The 16,481-nt window shown below is 60.4% G+C and carries 12 protein-coding genes; 9 read left to right on the forward strand and 3 right to left on the reverse strand.

The window, feature by feature from the left end:
* Window positions 1-65: 65 nt before the first annotated feature.
* Together AC1DWZ_RS12130 and AC1DWZ_RS12135 are read left to right on the forward strand one after the other, a co-directional pair.
* Window positions 66-1,157: an ATP-dependent 6-phosphofructokinase gene (locus AC1DWZ_RS12130; protein WP_477169148.1), complete on the forward strand. Its 1,092-nt coding sequence runs from the start codon at window positions 66-68 to the stop codon at window positions 1,155-1,157.
* Window positions 1,147-1,653 (forward strand): TIGR02444 family protein, encoded by a 507-nt coding sequence (locus AC1DWZ_RS12135; RefSeq protein WP_477169149.1) that lies wholly within the window; start codon window positions 1,147-1,149, stop codon window positions 1,651-1,653. Before AC1DWZ_RS12130 ends, AC1DWZ_RS12135 begins: the two co-directional genes overlap by 11 nt.
* Before the next feature lie 34 nt (window positions 1,654-1,687).
* Here AC1DWZ_RS12135 and AC1DWZ_RS12140 read toward each other — a convergent pair whose 3' ends face one another.
* On the reverse strand, window positions 1,688-2,188 hold the full coding sequence (locus tag AC1DWZ_RS12140; protein ID WP_477169150.1) for a hypothetical protein: 501 nt from the start codon (window positions 2,186-2,188) through the stop codon (window positions 1,688-1,690).
* A gap of 161 nt (window positions 2,189-2,349) precedes the next feature.
* Between AC1DWZ_RS12140 and AC1DWZ_RS12145 the strand changes: the two genes are divergently transcribed.
* Window positions 2,350-3,507 (forward strand): MFS transporter, encoded by a 1,158-nt coding sequence (locus AC1DWZ_RS12145; protein WP_477169151.1) that lies wholly within the window; start codon window positions 2,350-2,352, stop codon window positions 3,505-3,507.
* Between the two features lie 13 nt (window positions 3,508-3,520).
* Here AC1DWZ_RS12145 and AC1DWZ_RS12150 read toward each other — a convergent pair whose 3' ends face one another.
* Complete coding sequence (locus tag AC1DWZ_RS12150) at window positions 3,521-4,150, reverse strand: UbiX family flavin prenyltransferase (protein ID WP_477169152.1); 630 nt, start codon at window positions 4,148-4,150, stop codon at window positions 3,521-3,523.
* 206 nt (window positions 4,151-4,356) lie between these two features.
* Here AC1DWZ_RS12150 and AC1DWZ_RS12155 point away from each other — a divergent pair, with 206 nt between their 5' ends.
* The 6 genes from AC1DWZ_RS12155 (at window position 4,357) to AC1DWZ_RS12180 (ending at window position 14,376) form a co-directional block, all read left to right on the forward strand.
* Window positions 4,357-4,527, forward strand: a complete 171-nt coding sequence (locus tag AC1DWZ_RS12155) for a YdcH family protein (RefSeq protein WP_477169153.1) — start codon at window positions 4,357-4,359, stop codon at window positions 4,525-4,527.
* 443 nt (window positions 4,528-4,970) lie between these two features.
* Window positions 4,971-6,668: a 2-isopropylmalate synthase gene (gene leuA / locus AC1DWZ_RS12160; protein ID WP_477169154.1), complete on the forward strand. Its 1,698-nt coding sequence runs from the start codon at window positions 4,971-4,973 to the stop codon at window positions 6,666-6,668.
* Window positions 6,669-6,868: 200 nt separating this feature from the next.
* Window positions 6,869-8,767, forward strand: coding sequence for a propionyl-CoA synthetase (locus tag AC1DWZ_RS12165; protein WP_477169155.1), 1,899 nt, complete (start codon window positions 6,869-6,871; stop codon window positions 8,765-8,767).
* 139 nt (window positions 8,768-8,906) lie between these two features.
* Window positions 8,907-10,265, forward strand: a complete 1,359-nt coding sequence (locus AC1DWZ_RS12170) for a S1C family serine protease (protein ID WP_477169156.1) — start codon at window positions 8,907-8,909, stop codon at window positions 10,263-10,265.
* Window positions 10,266-10,555: 290 nt separating this feature from the next.
* Window positions 10,556-11,350 carry a substrate-binding periplasmic protein gene (locus AC1DWZ_RS12175; protein ID WP_477169157.1) on the forward strand — a complete coding sequence of 265 codons (795 nt, stop codon included), beginning with the start codon at window positions 10,556-10,558 and terminating at the stop codon, window positions 11,348-11,350.
* 44 nt (window positions 11,351-11,394) lie between these two features.
* Window positions 11,395-14,376 (forward strand): HD domain-containing phosphohydrolase, encoded by a 2,982-nt coding sequence (locus tag AC1DWZ_RS12180; RefSeq protein WP_477169158.1) that lies wholly within the window; start codon window positions 11,395-11,397, stop codon window positions 14,374-14,376.
* A gap of 63 nt (window positions 14,377-14,439) precedes the next feature.
* On the opposite strand, the gene AC1DWZ_RS12185 is transcribed toward AC1DWZ_RS12180, so the two are convergent.
* A complete protein-coding gene (locus AC1DWZ_RS12185) occupies window positions 14,440-16,257 on the reverse strand; it encodes a DEAD/DEAH box helicase (RefSeq protein WP_477169159.1) in 1,818 nt (605 codons plus the stop codon).
* Window positions 16,258-16,481 lie beyond the last annotated feature (224 nt).

Below are 16,481 nucleotides of genomic sequence, written 5' to 3' on the forward strand. Positions count from 1 at the left end.
CTGTACTAATACTTGGAACAGTGGGACGAAAACGCAAGGGGATAGTCCATGGGGGACGGATCTAGATGGCCATAAAGCGGGTCGGCATTCTCACCAGCGGCGGCGATTGCGCTGGCCTGAACGCGGTCATTCGCGCGGTCTATGCCCATGCCAGCGGCCATTTCGGCTGGGAGGTGATCGGCATTCACAACGGCACTGCCGGCCTGATGACACGGCCGGTCGAGGTGACGGCATTGGATGATCGGGTACTGGGGTCGGATCTGCTGCGCCAGGGTGGTACCATCCTGGGCACGACCAACAAGGGCGACCCGTTCGCCTTTCCCTATGAGGATGGGCGGGTCGTCGACCGGTCTGAGGAAGTGATCGATGGCTTCCGGCAGTTGAAGCTGGATGCGCTCATCGGCATCGGCGGCGATGGATCGCTCGACATCCTGCGGCGCCTCGCGCTCCAGGGCGGCATCAATCTGGTCGCCATCCCCAAGACCATCGACAATGATCTGGGCGCCACGGAAATGTCGATCGGCTTCGAAACGGCGGTGCAGACAGCGACGGCCGCCCTCGATCACCTGCAGCCGACGGCCGCCAGCCACAGCCGCGTCATGGTGCTGGAAGTGATGGGCCGCGATGCCGGCCATATCGCTCTCTCCGCCGGGATCGCGGGCGGCGCCGACGTCATCCTCATCCCGGAACTGCCCTATAACTTCGCTGCCATCGAGGCGAAGCTGGCTGCCTTGCGCAAACGCGGGCGCAATTTCGCTCTCGTCATCGTTGCGGAATCCGTGAAGACCGAAGGCGGTCAGTCGATCACCGCGGTCCACGGTGGCGGTGCGCAGGCGATGCAGACCTATGGCGGCATCGGCCATTATATTGGCGCAGAACTGGCCAAGCGCAGCGGCGCCGAAACGCGTGTCACCGTGCTCGGACATGTGCAGCGCGGTGGCACGCCGGAACCCAAGGACCGGATCCTGGGCTCGGCCTTCGGCATCCATGCCGTCGATCTCATTGCCGCCGGCAAGTTCGACCGCATGGTCGCCTGGAATGCCCGGCAGGTGATCGACGTGCCGATTCTCTCGGCCATTCAGGGGGCAGCGACGGTCGATCCGGCCGGCGCCTTGGTCAAGACGGCACGGGGATTGGGGATCAGCTTTGGCGATTAGATTAAACGCTGACGATTTCTGGGAATTCAGCCTGGCGCTTTACTGCCGCGAGGCGGTGGCGGCTGCCTGCCTCTCCTTGCAGGACAGGCGTGGGGCGGACGTCAATCTGCTGTTGGCCATCTGCTGGCTGGCGCGCAGTGGATATCTCGCCAGCGATACCGCGTTGTCCGCGGCACAAGAGGCGACAGCGCCCTGGTCGGAGGCGATCCTGAAACCGCTGCGTCACATTCGGCGGCAGCTGGGCGATGGGTTCGATGAGGTGCATGCCGCCGACCGGCAATCGATCAAGCACGGGCTGTTGGCTGTCGAATTGGAGGGTGAGAAGATTTCGCAGCAAAAGATCGTGGCGGCAATCGAGGTCCATGTCGGTTCGCTCAGCACCGAGCCGGCGCGTGATCTGGCGACCACCGGTCTCTATCTCTATCTGGATAGGTTGACGGACACCCGCGAGGTACAGGATGAGGCTGATCTAGAGGCCATTCTGGTCTGCCTCTAGGCTGCGTTGCTTCGCGGCGTTGACCGCAAAGTCCTTAGGGTACGGCGAAGGATTGGCTGAGGTTGAAGCCGGATTTCTTCTCGATCTCCTGCTTCACCTTGACCTCGATTTGGGTCCGGATTTTAGCTTCCAGCTCGGCCCGGTCTTCGGCGCTGAGGTTCCTGAGATCCTCTTCCGTCAATCCCATGTCTGCCAGCACCATGGCCCGCATCTTTTCGGCGGGCGTCTTGCTGGCAAAATCCAGGAATGTTTCGGTCGCGTCCTTGGCCACTGTCGTGCCGCTGCTGCTGGCCTCGGTCATTTGGACATCGGTACCGTCATCGGCTGCAATGTCGATGAGGGAAGCTGGAATCACGCTATTGCTGCGCTGCCCGCTGATAGTCGTGACATTGCTCGTCGGCCCGGCCTGCTGGGCCAGGAGCGTTGCGAAAGTATCCCCGGCGGCCTCTTCGGCCTTTTTTACCTGGGCATCTTTTTCCGCATTGAGATCAATCTTCAGGCCGCTGCTGAGGATACTGAGCGCTTCCATCGACATGACAGGCTCTTTCTTACCTAGTGTCGCATTTCATCAAACCAAAGAAGCAAGAACTGTGCCGTTGGTAGGGTTTGTTAACGAATCTGGCTTCATGTCCCGCCGGGGCATGGTTAAGGTGCGGTCCGGGACAGCACGGGTGTTTCATGGATGACGGCAAGATCATGACGAAGGCAACGGAACGGCAGCGCTATCTGGCGCTGCTGGGGCTTTACGCCAGCATCTTCGCCTTCAGCATCTCCTTCGGTGGGCTGGTGCCGTGGATGGCGCTGGATATGGAGCATCGTGGCGTCAGTGCCTGGCTGATCGGCCTGGTGGCGGCCGCCCATCCGCTGGGTGTCATGCTGATGGCGCCGTTCACGCAGCGGATCGTGCGCCGCTTCGGCAGTGGCAATGCCATGATCTGGTGCACCATCGTGGCGATCGCGACCTTACTGCCCTTGGCGTCCTGGCAGTCTGTCTATGCCTGGCTGGGTTTGCGCTTTATCAGCGGCCTTTCCGGCAGTGTACCCTGGGTGGTCACGGAGACCTGGATCAACGTTGCGGCCACCGATCGCAACCGCGGGCGAGCGGTGGCGCTTTATGCAGCCATCATGGCGGCGGGCTTTGCCGCCGGCCCGCTCACCCTGCAATGGGCAGATGCGCTGGCTGTGTCACCCTTACCCTGGTTCATCGTTCTCCAGCTCATCTCGCTGCTCATCTTCCTGCCGCTGCGGCGTCTGGCGCCGGTGCTGGAGCATAAAGGCGGCCGTGGCGTCATCGGCGTATTCCGGACGTTGCCGGCCTTGCTCTCGGCGGCCTTCGTCTCAGGGGCGCTCGATTCCACCTTCTTCAGCTTTCTTGCGATCTGGGGCCAGCGGGTCGGCTTGGCCGAAACCTTCGCGCTCACACTGCTCAGCATCTTCATTGCGGGCAATGTGTTGTTGCAGTTTCCGATCGGCTGGCTTGCCGACCGCTGGGGACCGCGGCCCGTCATGCTGGGCTGCGGCGCTGCCTGCATGATAGCGCCTTTTCTGGTGCTGGCTGGCTTGCCCACCTTGCCGGTAGCGCTCGGCATTGTCGCCTTTATCTGGGGCGGCTGCGTCTGGGGTACCTATTCCGTGGCGCTGGTTGCGATGGGCCGGCGCTACACAGGCGGCGAACTGGTGGTCATCAATGCCGCCTTTGTCATGACCTATACCTGCGCCAATATCGTAGCGCCGCCGGTTGCCGGCTTTGCCATGGAGCATGTCTGGAATCCGCACGCCCTGATGGTGGTGGCACTGCTCGTTGCCGCCGGCTTTACGCTGCTGGTTCTGTTGCGGCGCAGAGAATTCGCCTAGTCATTTGTCGGGGTCATTTTTCGCGGCGCTTGCCGTTCTTGTCCCAGCGCGTGACGTGATCGAGGTGAAGCCCGAAGAGGTCGAGTACGCGGCCTAGACTCTGGTCCACCATCTCCTCGATTGACGCCGGTTGCGCATACATTGCCGGCACTGGCGGCGCGATGATCCCACCCATTTCGGTGACCGCCGCCATATTGCGGATATGGCCGAGATGCAGCGGCGTTTCGCGCAGCATCAGCACCAGACGGCGGCGCTCCTTCAGCACAACATCGGCAGCGCGGGCGATGAGGGTCGGTGTCACGCCGCTGGCGATCTCCGCCATCGATTTTGCGGAGCAGGGGGCCACGATCATGCCCAGCGTCAGGAACGATCCTGATGAGATCGGTGCCGCGAGATCGTCGTTGCTATGGCAATAGTCGGCGAGCGCCTTCACTGCCGCGACCTTGCGATTTGTCTCGTAGGTCAGGGTCAGTTCGGCGGTGCGCGACATGACCAGGTGAGTCTCGATCATCGAGCCTTTGAGGAGCTCGAGGAGTCTGATCCCGTAGATGACGCCCGACGCACCCGAAATGCCGATGATGAGGCGTGACGGCGGGTGTCCAGTGGTTGTGCGGCTGGTTGTGTGAATTGGCTTCTTTGTCATTCCATCGAGCTTTAGGCGCCAAGGCGGCGATTGGGTCAGTCTCGCTTAATCATTCGGCGATTTTACCGTGACATCTTGAAGCTTCCACCCCTCTCTCTCATTTACTTGAAGGTGGGATTGGCGCTAGCATTCGAGGAGACAGGAAACCAGCAAAGCGAGACGTCAAGCAAGCTATTTGAGTTCTGCAACCAGAGAGGAGAAAGGGTATGGCAATGACTGCGCATTTGGATTCGCTTAAGTCAAAGCACGCCGATTTGGACGCAAAGATCGCCGACGAGGAGCGGCGCCCACACCCTGACGAGGCAGCCCTCCACGCCCTCAAGAAGTTGAAACTCCGTATTAAAGACGAACTCGCCAACCTCGAACGGGTGCACTAGGGCCCCCTATCCAGCTTTCCAACAAAATAGACCGCCGTTGATGGCCAGACCGGCTGTCCGGCGGTTTTTTGTTTCACCCTTGACCTGCCCGCAAACGGGTGGGTAAGGTTCCCGCATGAGCAACCTGACCCAAATTCTGGCGCTATCGCTTCGACTTATCGCCCCGGCGTGCTGAATCGCGCCGGCCGCGTGGCCGTTTGGCCCACCCCCGCCAGGATAGCTTCCGTTTTGTCAGGTATTGCCGATGATCCGCAAAATCGTCATAAGCAGCAATGTGTTAGGGTCTTTGGGCCAGAGCGTGCATTTGAGCCCGGGCGTGGGGCTACCCTCGCTTAGCGGCCGCCGTCGGAGCTGATAGCGACATCCCGTTTCGGGATACCGGCGGCGGTGCCAAGAGTCGCTCTTCAAACGACCCCCAATGAAATTCCTGCGAGGAAAGTGCCATGCGTATCGACCCGACAACAAAATACCGACCGTTCCAGCCGGTTCCCTTGCCCGACCGACAATGGCCGGGGAAAACCATCACCAAGGCGCCGATCTGGTGTTCGGTGGATCTCCGTGATGGCAATCAGGCGCTGATCGAGCCGATGGGGCCGGAGCGCAAGCTCCGCATGTTCCGGACGCTGGTGAAGATGGGTTACAAGGAAATCGAGATCGGTTTCCCGTCCGCCAGCCAGACCGATTTTGATTTCTGCCGCGAGCTCATCGAGGGCGGGCATATTCCGGCCGATGTCACCATCCAGGTGCTGACGCAGGCGCGCGACCATTTGATCAGCCGCACCTATGAAGCGCTGGTTGGCGCGCGCCGGGCTATCGTCCATGTCTATAACTCGACCTCGACCCTGCAGCGCCGCGTTGTGTTCAACCAGGATATGAAGGGCATCAAGGAAATCGCCGTGCATGGCGCCACCTTGGTGCGCGACTTGGCTGCCCAGCAGAAGGGCAATACCGAGTTCGTCTTTCAATACAGTCCGGAAAGCTTCACCGGCACCGAGATCGATTATGCGATCGAGGTATGCGAGGCGGTGATGGATGTATGGCAGCCGACCAAGGCGAATCCCTGCATCCTCAATTTGCCGGCCACCGTCGAGATGTCGACGCCGAACATCTATGCCGACCAGATCGAATATTTCTGCCGCAAGATGAAGAACCGGGAAGCGGCAATCATCTCATTGCATCCGCATAATGACCGCGGTACCGGTGTCGCGGCGGCAGAACTGGGTGTGCTTGCCGGTGCCGACCGCATCGAAGGCACCCTCTTCGGTAATGGTGAACGGACGGGCAATGTCGATCTGGTGACCCTGGGGCTCAACCTCTTCACCCAGGGCGTCGATCCGGAAGTTGATTTCGGCGACATCAACGAACTGGTGCAAACGGCGGAATATTGCAACCAGCTGCCAGTGCATCCGCGCCATCCTTACGCTGGCGATCTCGTCTTCACGGCTTTTTCCGGATCGCATCAGGACGCGATCAAAAAAGGCTTCGCGGCGATGAAGCAATCGAACAGCGGTGAATGGGAAGTGCCCTATCTGCCGATCGATCCTGCCGATGTCGGCCGCTCCTATGAAGCGGTCATCCGGATCAATAGCCAGTCCGGCAAGGGTGGCGTCGCCTATGTGCTTGAAACCGATTACGGCCTCACGCTGCCGCGCCGCCTTCAGGTGGAATTCAGCCAGGTCGTGCAGGATGTCGCCGACAAGACCGGCAAGGAGATCACGGCAAGCCAGATATGGCAGTCGTTCAATGACGAATATCTGTCGCTTGAAGAACCCTATGCGTTCATCGATCACCAAACGCTCGCTGACAGTCACGCCAGTGAGATCCGGAATCTGACGGCCGGCATCCGCGACAAGGGCAAGGAGATCAACATTACCGGCCGTGGCAACGGGCCGATCGATGCCTTCATGGATGCGTTGAAGAAACATTCCGGCATCGATCTCAAGGTGGCTGACTACCGCGAGCATTCGGTCGGCAAGGGCAATGATGCCAATGCGGTGACCTATATCGAGATGTCCCTGCCCGATGGCCGCACGGTGTTCGGGGTCGGCAAGGATTCGAATATCGTGACGGCGTCGCTGAAGGCGATCATCAGTGCCACCAACCGGGTTGCCACCGGCAAGGTCGCTGACGCCGCCAAATAGCGTTTGCAGAAACGCGATCATCTGAGGCGGGCTGCCCGGTGCCAATGGGCAGCCCGTTCTTGCTTGTGAGCGCCACAGTTCTTGCCTGGGAATGCCGCGGCCGCGCGAAAACCTTGCCTGCGCCAGGGTTATGGCGATACTGCGGAAAGCAAAAGAAGAGCCGCCAAGCGGCTGGTCGCTATCGGGAAGGGCATTTTCGCATGTCGGGGACGTTCGAGACGATTTATCGCCGGTCGATCGATGACCGGGAGGCTTTCTGGGCGGAGGCCGCTGCTGGCCTGTCCTGGACCAAGCCCTGGAACCGGGTTCTCGACGACAGCAGGCCTCCTTTCTATCGCTGGTTTGCCGGCGCGGAGATCAATACCGCCTTCAATTGCCTGGACCGGCATGTGGCGGCCGGGCGGGGTACCCAGACGGCCATCATCTATGACAGCCCGGTCACCGGCACGGTGCGGCACATTTCCTATGCCGAATTGACCGACGATGTGGCGCGTTTTGCAGGTGCGATGGCAAAGCTCGGCATTGCCAAAGGCGACCGGGTCATCATCTACATGCCGATGGTCCCTGAAGCGTTGGTTGCCATGCTGGCCTGCGCGCGGCTGGGCGCCATTCATTCCGTGGTGTTCGGTGGATTTGCTGCCAAGGAATTGGCGACGCGTATTGATGATTGCCAGCCGAAGCTGATCATCGGCGCGTCCTGCGGCATCGAGACAGCGCGCGTGATTGCCTATAAGCCGCTCATCGACGCGGCGATTGAACTTGCCACCCACAAGCCGGCGCATTGCATCATCCTGCAGCGGGAGCGTCTGGCCGCGGACCTCATTGCCGGCCGCGACATCGATTGGGTGGATGCTGCCGCGAATGCCGCACCCCATCCTTGCGTCGCGGTGGCGGCGACCGATCCGCTCTATATCCTCTACACCTCCGGAACAACTGGCGCGCCCAAGGGTGTTGTGCGTGATAATGGTGGCCATGCGGTGGCGCTTCATTGGTCGATGCGCAATATCTACAACGTCCAGCCGGGCGAGGTTTACTGGGCAGCCTCGGATGTGGGCTGGGTGGTGGGGCATTCCTACATCGTCTATGCGCCCTTGCTCTATGGCTGCACGACCGTGCTCTATGAGGGGAAGCCGATCGGCACGCCAGACGCCGGCGCTTTCTGGCGCGTGATTGCGCAGCACAAGGTCACGACCTTGTTCACGGCGCCGACGGCCTTCCGCGCCATCAAGCGCGAGGACCCGGACGGCAAGTTCATCAAGAAGTACGACATCAGCTCGCTTCGCGCCCTGTTCCTGGCTGGCGAGCGTTCCGATCCTGCGACCCTGGAGTGGGCCGAGGCGCAGCTTCATGTCCCCGTGATCGATCACTGGTGGCAGACCGAGACCGGCTGGGCGATTGCTGCCAATTGCCTCGGCATTGAGCTGCTGCCGATCAAGCATGGTTCGCCGACGCGGGCGGCACCCGGCTGGGACGTGCGTGTGTTGGGCGATGATGGCCACCCGGCAAAGCCCGGCGAGATCGGTAACATCGTCTGCAAGCTGCCGCTGCCGCCCTCAGCCTTTCCAACGCTATGGAACGCTGAAGAGCGTTATCTTAAAAGCTATTTCGATCACTTCCCGGGCTATTACCAAACCTCGGATGCTGGCTTCATCGACGGGGACGGCTACGTCTACATCATGGCCCGCACCGACGACATCATCAACGTGGCCGGCCATCGCCTCTCCACCGGCGGCATGGAAGAGGTATTGGCGAGCCATCCGGACGTTGCCGAATGCGCCGTCGTTGGCGTCTATGACGAGGTGAAAGGGCAGCTGCCCCTTGGCTTCCTGGTGCTGAAAGCGGGCATCAGCAAACCCCATGAAAAAGTGGCGGCTGAAGTGGTGCAGTTGGTCCGCGACAGGATCGGACCGGTCGCCGCCTTCAAGACTGCAGCCGTCGTCGACCGGCTGCCCAAGACCCGTTCGGGCAAGATCCTGCGCAGCACCATGCAGAAAATCGCCGATGGCAAGGATTTCGCCATGCCGGCCACCATCGACGATCCGACCATTCTGGGTGAGATAGAACAGGCGCTGAAGGGTGTCGGCTATGCGGTGAAGTGAGCCATGGCATGGCGCGTGGCTAGCCGCAAAAATTTTACTACCTAGATATTTTTCTCTTTACAGTTCCATTTTTGTTCTTAAAGATGGTGCCGTCATTGGGCTGGCGCGATTGGGGTCGCGCGCGGAAATGGGGGTCATCATGCTGCTGCAATGTTTGCGGCGCCGGGCTTTTGTGCTCGGCGCGACGGGTATGCTTTGTCTGGCGATCGCGGGCTGCCAGCGGACGCATGTGGTCCCGGTGGCGCAGCTGTCCAGCGCTGCTGCGCAAGGCGAGAATCTGGCGCCAATTGAGCTCGACCGCGTGGTCTTTAACCTGGAACGTGGTCAGCAGATTGGGGCTTATCGGGGCGGCGGGGGGTGGACCGGTTGTGGTCCTGATTTGGCAAGCGACCCGATCCACTGGAACAATGGAAAAGTCAACGCGCGCGACGAGGAGCTGCTAGATATTTTTTATCGCGAGATGCGCAGCGCTCACTATGACGTGGTCGGCGATCCCAACGCATTGTTTGGCAACTTTACTGATGCACAGAGACATGCGGAGTTTCTTGTGGCTGGGCGCGTCGATACGATTAGCATGGACATTTGCGACGAGGTATCGGGGTGGGATGGTCGGCCACTTGGTAAGCAAAGTGGAACGACCGTGGTAAGTGTTATCTGGCAAGTCTTTTCGACGCTCGATGAAAAAGTGATTCTTGAAACACAAACGAGCGGGTCGGCCGAATTAAAAGACGGTGTGCCAGACGGTGAAGTGGTTCTGCTGGTTCACGCCTTTGCGGCTGCGGTTCATAATCTTGGCGGTGATCCACGCTTTCACGATGTCCTGGTGCGCAAGAACGTCAGCGTCGCCGCATCCAAGCCGGCCGCCCCGCTCGACGGCTGGGGTACCGTGGCGACACATCCGGCATTGTCACTGCCGGCGACGGCGCCCTTTACCGGCAGCATCGGCGCGAACATGTCGCGGGTCGAGGCAGCGGTGGTGACGGTCATTACTGGCTCTGGCCATGGCTCGGGCTTTTTCATCGCCCCGAATCTGATCCTGACCAATCATCATGTGGCGCTCAATGCCGACCGGCTCAAGGTACGGCTGATCAACGGGACCGAGGTGCTGGCGACGACATTGCGCAGCGACAAGCAGCGGGATGTGGCACTCCTGCAGATCGACGGTGGTGAATTCACGCCCCTCCCGATCCGCCTCAAGCCCGTGGCGCTGACGGAAGAGGTCTATGCCATCGGCTCGCCGTTTGACGAGAGTCTTGCCGGGTCGGTGACGCGCGGCATCGTCAGCCAAATTCAGCATGATGAGCATGGCATGGAACTCATTCAGGCGGACGCCACCATCCAGCACGGCAGCAGCGGCGGCCCGCTGCTGGATGCCCAGGGAAATGTCGTCGGCATTTCCCAATCGGCCTGGACGGACGGGACCGAACAGTCTGCCGGCATCAATTTCTTCGTGCCAATTGCCGATGCCCTGCAGAAGTTGAATCTCGTTCCGCAATAAAGCCACCCGCGCGGCCCCTCATTGCTACACCTCAATGTGGGGCCTTCGGTGTTGCCTTAATAGGGCGCCTGTGCCCAGAGTCTTTGTCGGAGAATTGATTGAAACGACAGCTCTGAAGGCGTTCAATGAGTGACAGCTATTGCGGCAGCCGGTCTGATTATAGCTAATTAAAAGTTAAAATGATTCCAACGGGCTGGCCGCATGAGACATCTGGGCGAGGCGCCTTCATGCGAGCGCAATTCCGGTCGGCGATACAAATCTGCCAATGGATCCTGACTTGCCTATTCCTCATGGCTGGCAGTCTTACTGTTGCGCCCCTTGCGGCCGCCTACAACGAACCGCCGCGCCCCTGGACCTTGCAGGATTTCGGCTGCGATCGCCCGATCCGGGTCGGCATTGTCGAATTTGGCGCCCTCTATCACAACGGTGTCGGTATCGACGCTGACCTTATCGCGGAGTTGACGCGGCGGTCCGGCTGCACCTTCGAGATACAGAGGCTCATGCGCGTCGATTTGTGGCCGGCGATCGAAGCTGGCCGGATCGACATGGCGACTAGCTCGATCGCCACGCGCGGGCGCGAGAAGTTCGCTCGCTTCGTGACCTATTTCGGCATCAAGAACATGCTGGTTCTGCCGATCATCGGATCGGCGCACACCTATTCCCTGGACGCCTTCATCCAGCAGCCGCACTGGCGGATCGGCCTTGTCAAAGGCTTCCGCTATGGCAACGACTATGACTATCACCTCAAGTCGCTGCTGGGCGAGAATCGGGTCGTTGAATTTCCGACCCAGGCAATTCTGTTCGATGCGCTGAAGGCTGGTACGGTGGACGGTATCCTGGCGCCCTCCGTTCATTATTATTTCTATCTCAGCGAAGCCGAGCGCAGCGAAAAATTCACCCTGGTCAACGCCTCGGCAGCGCCACCCACGGCAAGTGGGCTGGCGCTCGCAAAAGCCAGGTTCACAGCCGCCCAGACCGACAATTGGATGCGCCTCATCGAGGGCATGCGTCTTGACCGAACGTTGCACCGCTTTGTCGTCCGTCACATCGGCAAGCCTGCGGCGGCAGCTTTCGTCGAATATTGACATCATGCTTGCGAGCCGCGGGTAACAAGGCACAGGAGCCGCCCATGTCGTTGGCCATGCGACGTCCCAAGCCGGTCTTCGAGGTGCCGCTGCACCTCATCGGTGCTTTGGGCGTGACCGTTCTTCTCATCCTGGTGGTTGCCGCTTTCGCCTGGCAGACCTATCGGGGGACACAGGACATCCTGCTCACCACGTCGACCGAAACCACCCGCTATATCCGCGATGCGCTCAACGAAAAGATCCAGCGCATCCTGGCACCGGCCCGCAATCAAATCACATTGTTGGCGCACAGCGGCTTCTCGGGCGCCGAAACTCTATCGCGTCGGTTGGACGAATTGCCTCTCATCATGGATGCCTTGAACGAGAACCCGATCACGGATGCTCTTTATGTCGGCTATCCGAACGGCGAGTTCATCCTGTTCCGGCCGCTCCGTACCGAGGCCTACCGAGCGCTCGTACAAGCACCAGAGAGTGCCACACTGCTGGTTCAATCAATCACGCAGGACGCCAGCGGCGTCATGCTGGGCGAATATCGGTACTATGATGCAAACCGGAAGCTGCTCGATGCCCGCTTCATGCCGACCTATAAATATGATCCACGGACGCGACCCTGGTTCCAGACTGCCTCCAAGCAGAATGGGGCCATCCTCACGGAACCTTATGTGTTCTTCACGACCAAGGCGGTGGGCGCCACAATGGCAGCAAAATCGGCCGATGGAGCCGTGATCGTGGGGCTTGATCTCACATTGCAATCGATCGCGGATGAGCTGAAGGATATCCGGATTACCCCATCGTCGGAGTTGGTGTTGCTGGGGCAAAGCGAGCAGGTCGTTGCCTATCGCGATAGCCGCCAGATGACGGCCCTTCAAGCGGACGGATCATTGCGCCTGGTAACCATCGACGAACTCAAGGTGCCGCCACTGCGGCATGCGGCAGCACTCATTGGCAATACTAAGACGCGTGACCAAGTCGATCTTGGTGGCCGCAAGTGGCAAACCACGGCGACCAGGATTCCGATCCAAGGCAGCAATTTCCTCACCATGCTGATTGCCATCCCGGAAGACGAACTTTATGCCGGTGCGCGCGATATCGTTGAAAATCAGATCGTCATAGCGTTTGTCATCCTGCTGGCGTTCATATTGCTGGGCTGGTTCGGTACCCGTCTGCTGGTGAAGCCGATCAACCGGTTGGCGCATGAGACCAAGGCAATTGCCGAATTCGATTTTGAGAAGGACGTCAAGGTCAAGACTGTGATCTCCGAGGTCGGCGATCTCGGTCGTTCGCTGCGCCGCATGAAAAAGACCATCCGAAAATTCCTGGACATCGGTCATGCGCTGAGCGCTGAGCGTGATTTCAGGCCACTTCTCAATGTGGTCCTGCGCGAGACCATCGAATTGGTGGAAAGCGATGGTGGCGCCATTTACCTGTGGCATGAACAGGAAGGCATGCTGCAACCCGAAATCGTCCGCTGGCATGATGACGAAATGGCCGGTCCGGATGCCCACGTAAAACCACTGCCCCTGCATAGCGACGGCCTGCGAGGAGAGATAGCCGCTGCCTTAAGCGAGAGCCGCATCGCATTGATCGAACGGCGCCTGGATTATGAGGAATTGGATGCACTTGGCTTGCGCGGCTTCGTCGAACGCGAGGACGCCGTCCGCACAGCCCTGCTGGTCGTGCCTCTCTTCAACCGTAAGCAGGAAGTGATGGGGGCATTGATCTTGATTAAGGCCATCCAGGCGGGAGAGCCGGCCTGGTTGCTGAGCGATCGATTGATCGAATTGGTGAGGGCCGTGAGCGGCAGCGCGGGTGTCGCCATCGAGAACAAGCAGCTGCTACAGGCGCAAAAAGACCTGATGGATGCCCTCATCAAATTGATCGCAGGGGCCATCGATGCAAAATCGGCCTATACCGGCGGCCACTGCGCGCGTGTACCGGCATTGACGCGCATGCTGGCGGAAGCGGCTTGTGAGCAGAAGACCGGGCCATTTACTGACTTCAATTTGTCGACCGAGGAATGGGAGGCGCTCGACATCGGCTCCTGGCTGCACGATTGCGGCAAGGTGACGACACCGGAATATGTCGTCGACAAGGCGACCAAGCTGGAGACGATTTATGACCGTATCCACGAGATCCGCATGCGGTTCGAAGTGCTGAAGCGGGATGCCGAAATCGTCTATTGGCAAGGGCGGGCGGCGGGACGAGATGAACCGGCCCTGCGCACGACTTTGGAACAGACACTCCGGCAGCTCGATGATGACTTTTCATTCGTTGCGATGTGCAATGAGGGTGGCGAATTCATGGAGCCGGCAAAAGTCGCACGTATCCGGGAGATTGCCGGGCGCACCTGGCGACGGACGTTGAGCAATCGCATCGGCCTTTCTTATGAGGAAAAGAAGCGTATGGACCGGACGCCGGAGCCAATGCTGCCGGTCGATGAACCGTTGCTGGCAGATCGTGACGACCATCTCACCCATTATGAAGCCAAGGACGTCATTGGGCAGGACAATCCATGGGGCTTCAAACTCGACCAGCCGCGCTACAAGATGAATCGGGGCGAGGTCTATAATCTCTGCATTGGCCGCGGCACGCTGACGGAAGAAGAGCGCTACCGCATCAACGATCATATTTCTCAGACCATCATCATGCTGCAGAGCCTGCCCTTCCCCAAACATCTGCGCACTGTTCCGGAGATCGCCGGCGGCCACCATGAGAAGATGAATGGTACCGGATATCCCAAGCGGCTCACGCGTGCGGAGATGTCACCAATTGCCCGCATGATGGCAATCGCCGACGTGTTTGAGGCATTGACGGCCGCTGATCGGCCTTACAAAAAGGCCAAAAAGATCAGCGAGGCGATCAAGATCATGGGCTTCATGAAGAAAGATAACCATCTGGACCCGGACTTGCTCGATCTCTTCATCCAGGCGGATGTCTGGAAGCGCTATGCCGAGCAGTTCCTTGATGAGGGCCAGATGGATCAGCCGGATATTGATTCCATCCTGGGCATAAGACCTGCCGCATAAGAAAACACCGCCGGCCAGCGTCCGGCTGATCGGCGGTGTTTTAGCTTTTAGCCTGGCAACCGGTTAGCTGCGCGGCGTGCTCTTTTCGGTACGCGGCGAACGATTGCTGCCTGGACCACGATGGACCCCAGGCTTGCGTTCACTCTGTTCGGCGCGGGCGCGATAGTCGATGCGGCGATGCTCACCGTCCGGCCGCACCGGTTCGCGGCGCGGTTCGGCGACACGGACGGGTTCGGGACGATGCCCACCGGCCTGGCGGCGTTCGGCTTCGAAGCGGCTTTCACCACCCTCGTCGCGGCGCGGCCGGTCGTCACGACGCGGGCGCGCGTCACGGTTTTCCGGGCGTGTCTCGGGATGGCGGTTATGGCTGCGGTCTCCTCGGGCTTCGCCACGCGGCTGTGTGGAGCGTGCGGCCCGAGGTTGGGCTTCACCACGGGGCTGGCGCGCTTCCTGTTCGCGGAAGTCACCGCCACGGAAATCGGCATTCTTCGCTGGGGCACGATCACGGTCGCCGCGAGCGGCATGGCCGCGCTCGCCACGATGTTCGCCACGGGCTTGGCCACCGCGATTGCGGTCACCACCACCATGCCCGGCACCATTGCGGCCACCACGGCTCGGGCCACGGCTTTGGGTGCGTTCCTGGTCCTGGCGGATGCTCTGGGCGCGATGGAGTGTGATCTGTTCGCCGGCGCCGGCATCGCTGCCGCCTTTGGCCAACGGATGATCATCGACCACCGGGATCTTCATGCGCACGATCTTCTCGATATCGCGCAGCAGGCTGCGCTCTTCGCCATCGCACAGGCTGATGGCGATGCCGGTGGCACCGGCACGGGCCGTACGGCCGATACGGTGCACATAGCTTTCCGGTTCCAGCGGCAGATCATAGTTGACGACATGGCTGATGCCGTCGACATCGATGCCGCGCGCGGCGATATCGGTTGCGACCAGCACCTTGACGCTGCCGTTGCGGAACGAGCCCAAGGCGATCTGGCGGGCGCTCTGGCCCTTATTGCCATGGATCGCGGCGCTGCGGATGCCGTCACGCTCCAACTGTTCGGAGACGCGGTCGGCGCCGCGCTTGGTGCGGGTGAAGACGATGGAACGGGTGACGCCCGGGCCGTTCAACAAATCGGCGAGCACGCGGCGCTTGGCGGCCTTGGGCACCATATAGACGATCTGGTCGATCCGCTCGGCGGTGGTCGATTGCGGGACCACTTCGACGCGCTTCGGCTTGGTGAGCAGGCTGTTGGCGAGGTCGGCGATTTCGTTCGGCATGGTGGCCGAGAACAGCAGCGTCTGACGGCGCACCGGCAGCGTCGCTACGATCTTGCGAATGTCACGGATGAAGCCCATGTCGAGCATGCGGTCGGCTTCGTCGAGCACGAAGAATTCGACCGAGGAGAGCGACACATGGCCCTGGTTCATGAGATCGAGCAGGCGACCCGGCGTGGCCACAACAAAGTCGACGCCGCGGCGCATGGTGTTGATCTGGGGGACCGAGCCGACGCCACCGAAAATGACGGTGGAGCGCAGCGGCAGGTGGCGACCATAGGTCTTGATGCTGTCGTTGATCTGGACGGCGAGCTCGCGGGTCGGTGTCAGGATCAGGGCGCGCGCCGATTTCGGCTGCGGCTGCTTGCGGTTGGCCATCATGCGCTGAAGCATGGGGAGGACGAAGGCGGCCGTCTTGCCAGTGCCGGTCTGGGCGAGGCCGAGCAGGTCATGGCCTTCCAGCAAAGCGGGGATCGACTGGGCCTGGATCGGAGTGGGTGTGGTGTAACCGGATTCGGTCACAGCCTGCATCAACGGTTCAACCAAGTTGAGCGAGGCGAAATCCGCCAGAACCTTGGTGGCGGGGGTCGTTTGGGTATGCGTATTCAATGCCTTAATTCCTTTTGGCAGTTCATTGTCATGCCGCAAGGGAGTTACGCGTGCGCCGATGGGCGCGCGGGCAAATAGCCGGCGGGCGAACCCAAGGCGCGCCTGCTCAGGAATCTATGACGTGGGATATGTATCTCGGGATGGACGCCGAAAAAGTGGCCATAAGCAATCGGCCAAACCAGGGCGTAAGCGCGCAATCCACAAGAAATGCCCGCGAGATATGA

It is taken from the genome of Dongia sp. P2_B8 (genome assembly GCF_056404715.1).

Coding starts and splice junctions, on each gene's coding strand:
- AC1DWZ_RS12130 (WP_477169148.1), top strand. CDS start 66: ATGGCCATAAAGCGGGTCGGCATTCTCACCAGCGGCGGCGATTGCGCT.
- AC1DWZ_RS12140 (WP_477169150.1), bottom strand. CDS start 2,188: ATGTCGATGGAAGCGCTCAGTATCCTCAGCAGCGGCCTGAAGATTGAT.
- AC1DWZ_RS12145 (WP_477169151.1), top strand. CDS start 2,350: ATGACGAAGGCAACGGAACGGCAGCGCTATCTGGCGCTGCTGGGGCTT.
- AC1DWZ_RS12150 (WP_477169152.1), bottom strand. CDS start 4,150: ATGACAAAGAAGCCAATTCACACAACCAGCCGCACAACCACTGGACAC.
- AC1DWZ_RS12155 (WP_477169153.1), top strand. CDS start 4,357: ATGGCAATGACTGCGCATTTGGATTCGCTTAAGTCAAAGCACGCCGAT.
- leuA (WP_477169154.1), top strand. CDS start 4,971: ATGCGTATCGACCCGACAACAAAATACCGACCGTTCCAGCCGGTTCCC.
- AC1DWZ_RS12165 (WP_477169155.1), top strand. CDS start 6,869: ATGTCGGGGACGTTCGAGACGATTTATCGCCGGTCGATCGATGACCGG.
- AC1DWZ_RS12170 (WP_477169156.1), top strand. CDS start 8,907: ATGCTGCTGCAATGTTTGCGGCGCCGGGCTTTTGTGCTCGGCGCGACG.
- AC1DWZ_RS12175 (WP_477169157.1), top strand. CDS start 10,556: ATGGCTGGCAGTCTTACTGTTGCGCCCCTTGCGGCCGCCTACAACGAA.
- AC1DWZ_RS12180 (WP_477169158.1), top strand. CDS start 11,395: ATGTCGTTGGCCATGCGACGTCCCAAGCCGGTCTTCGAGGTGCCGCTG.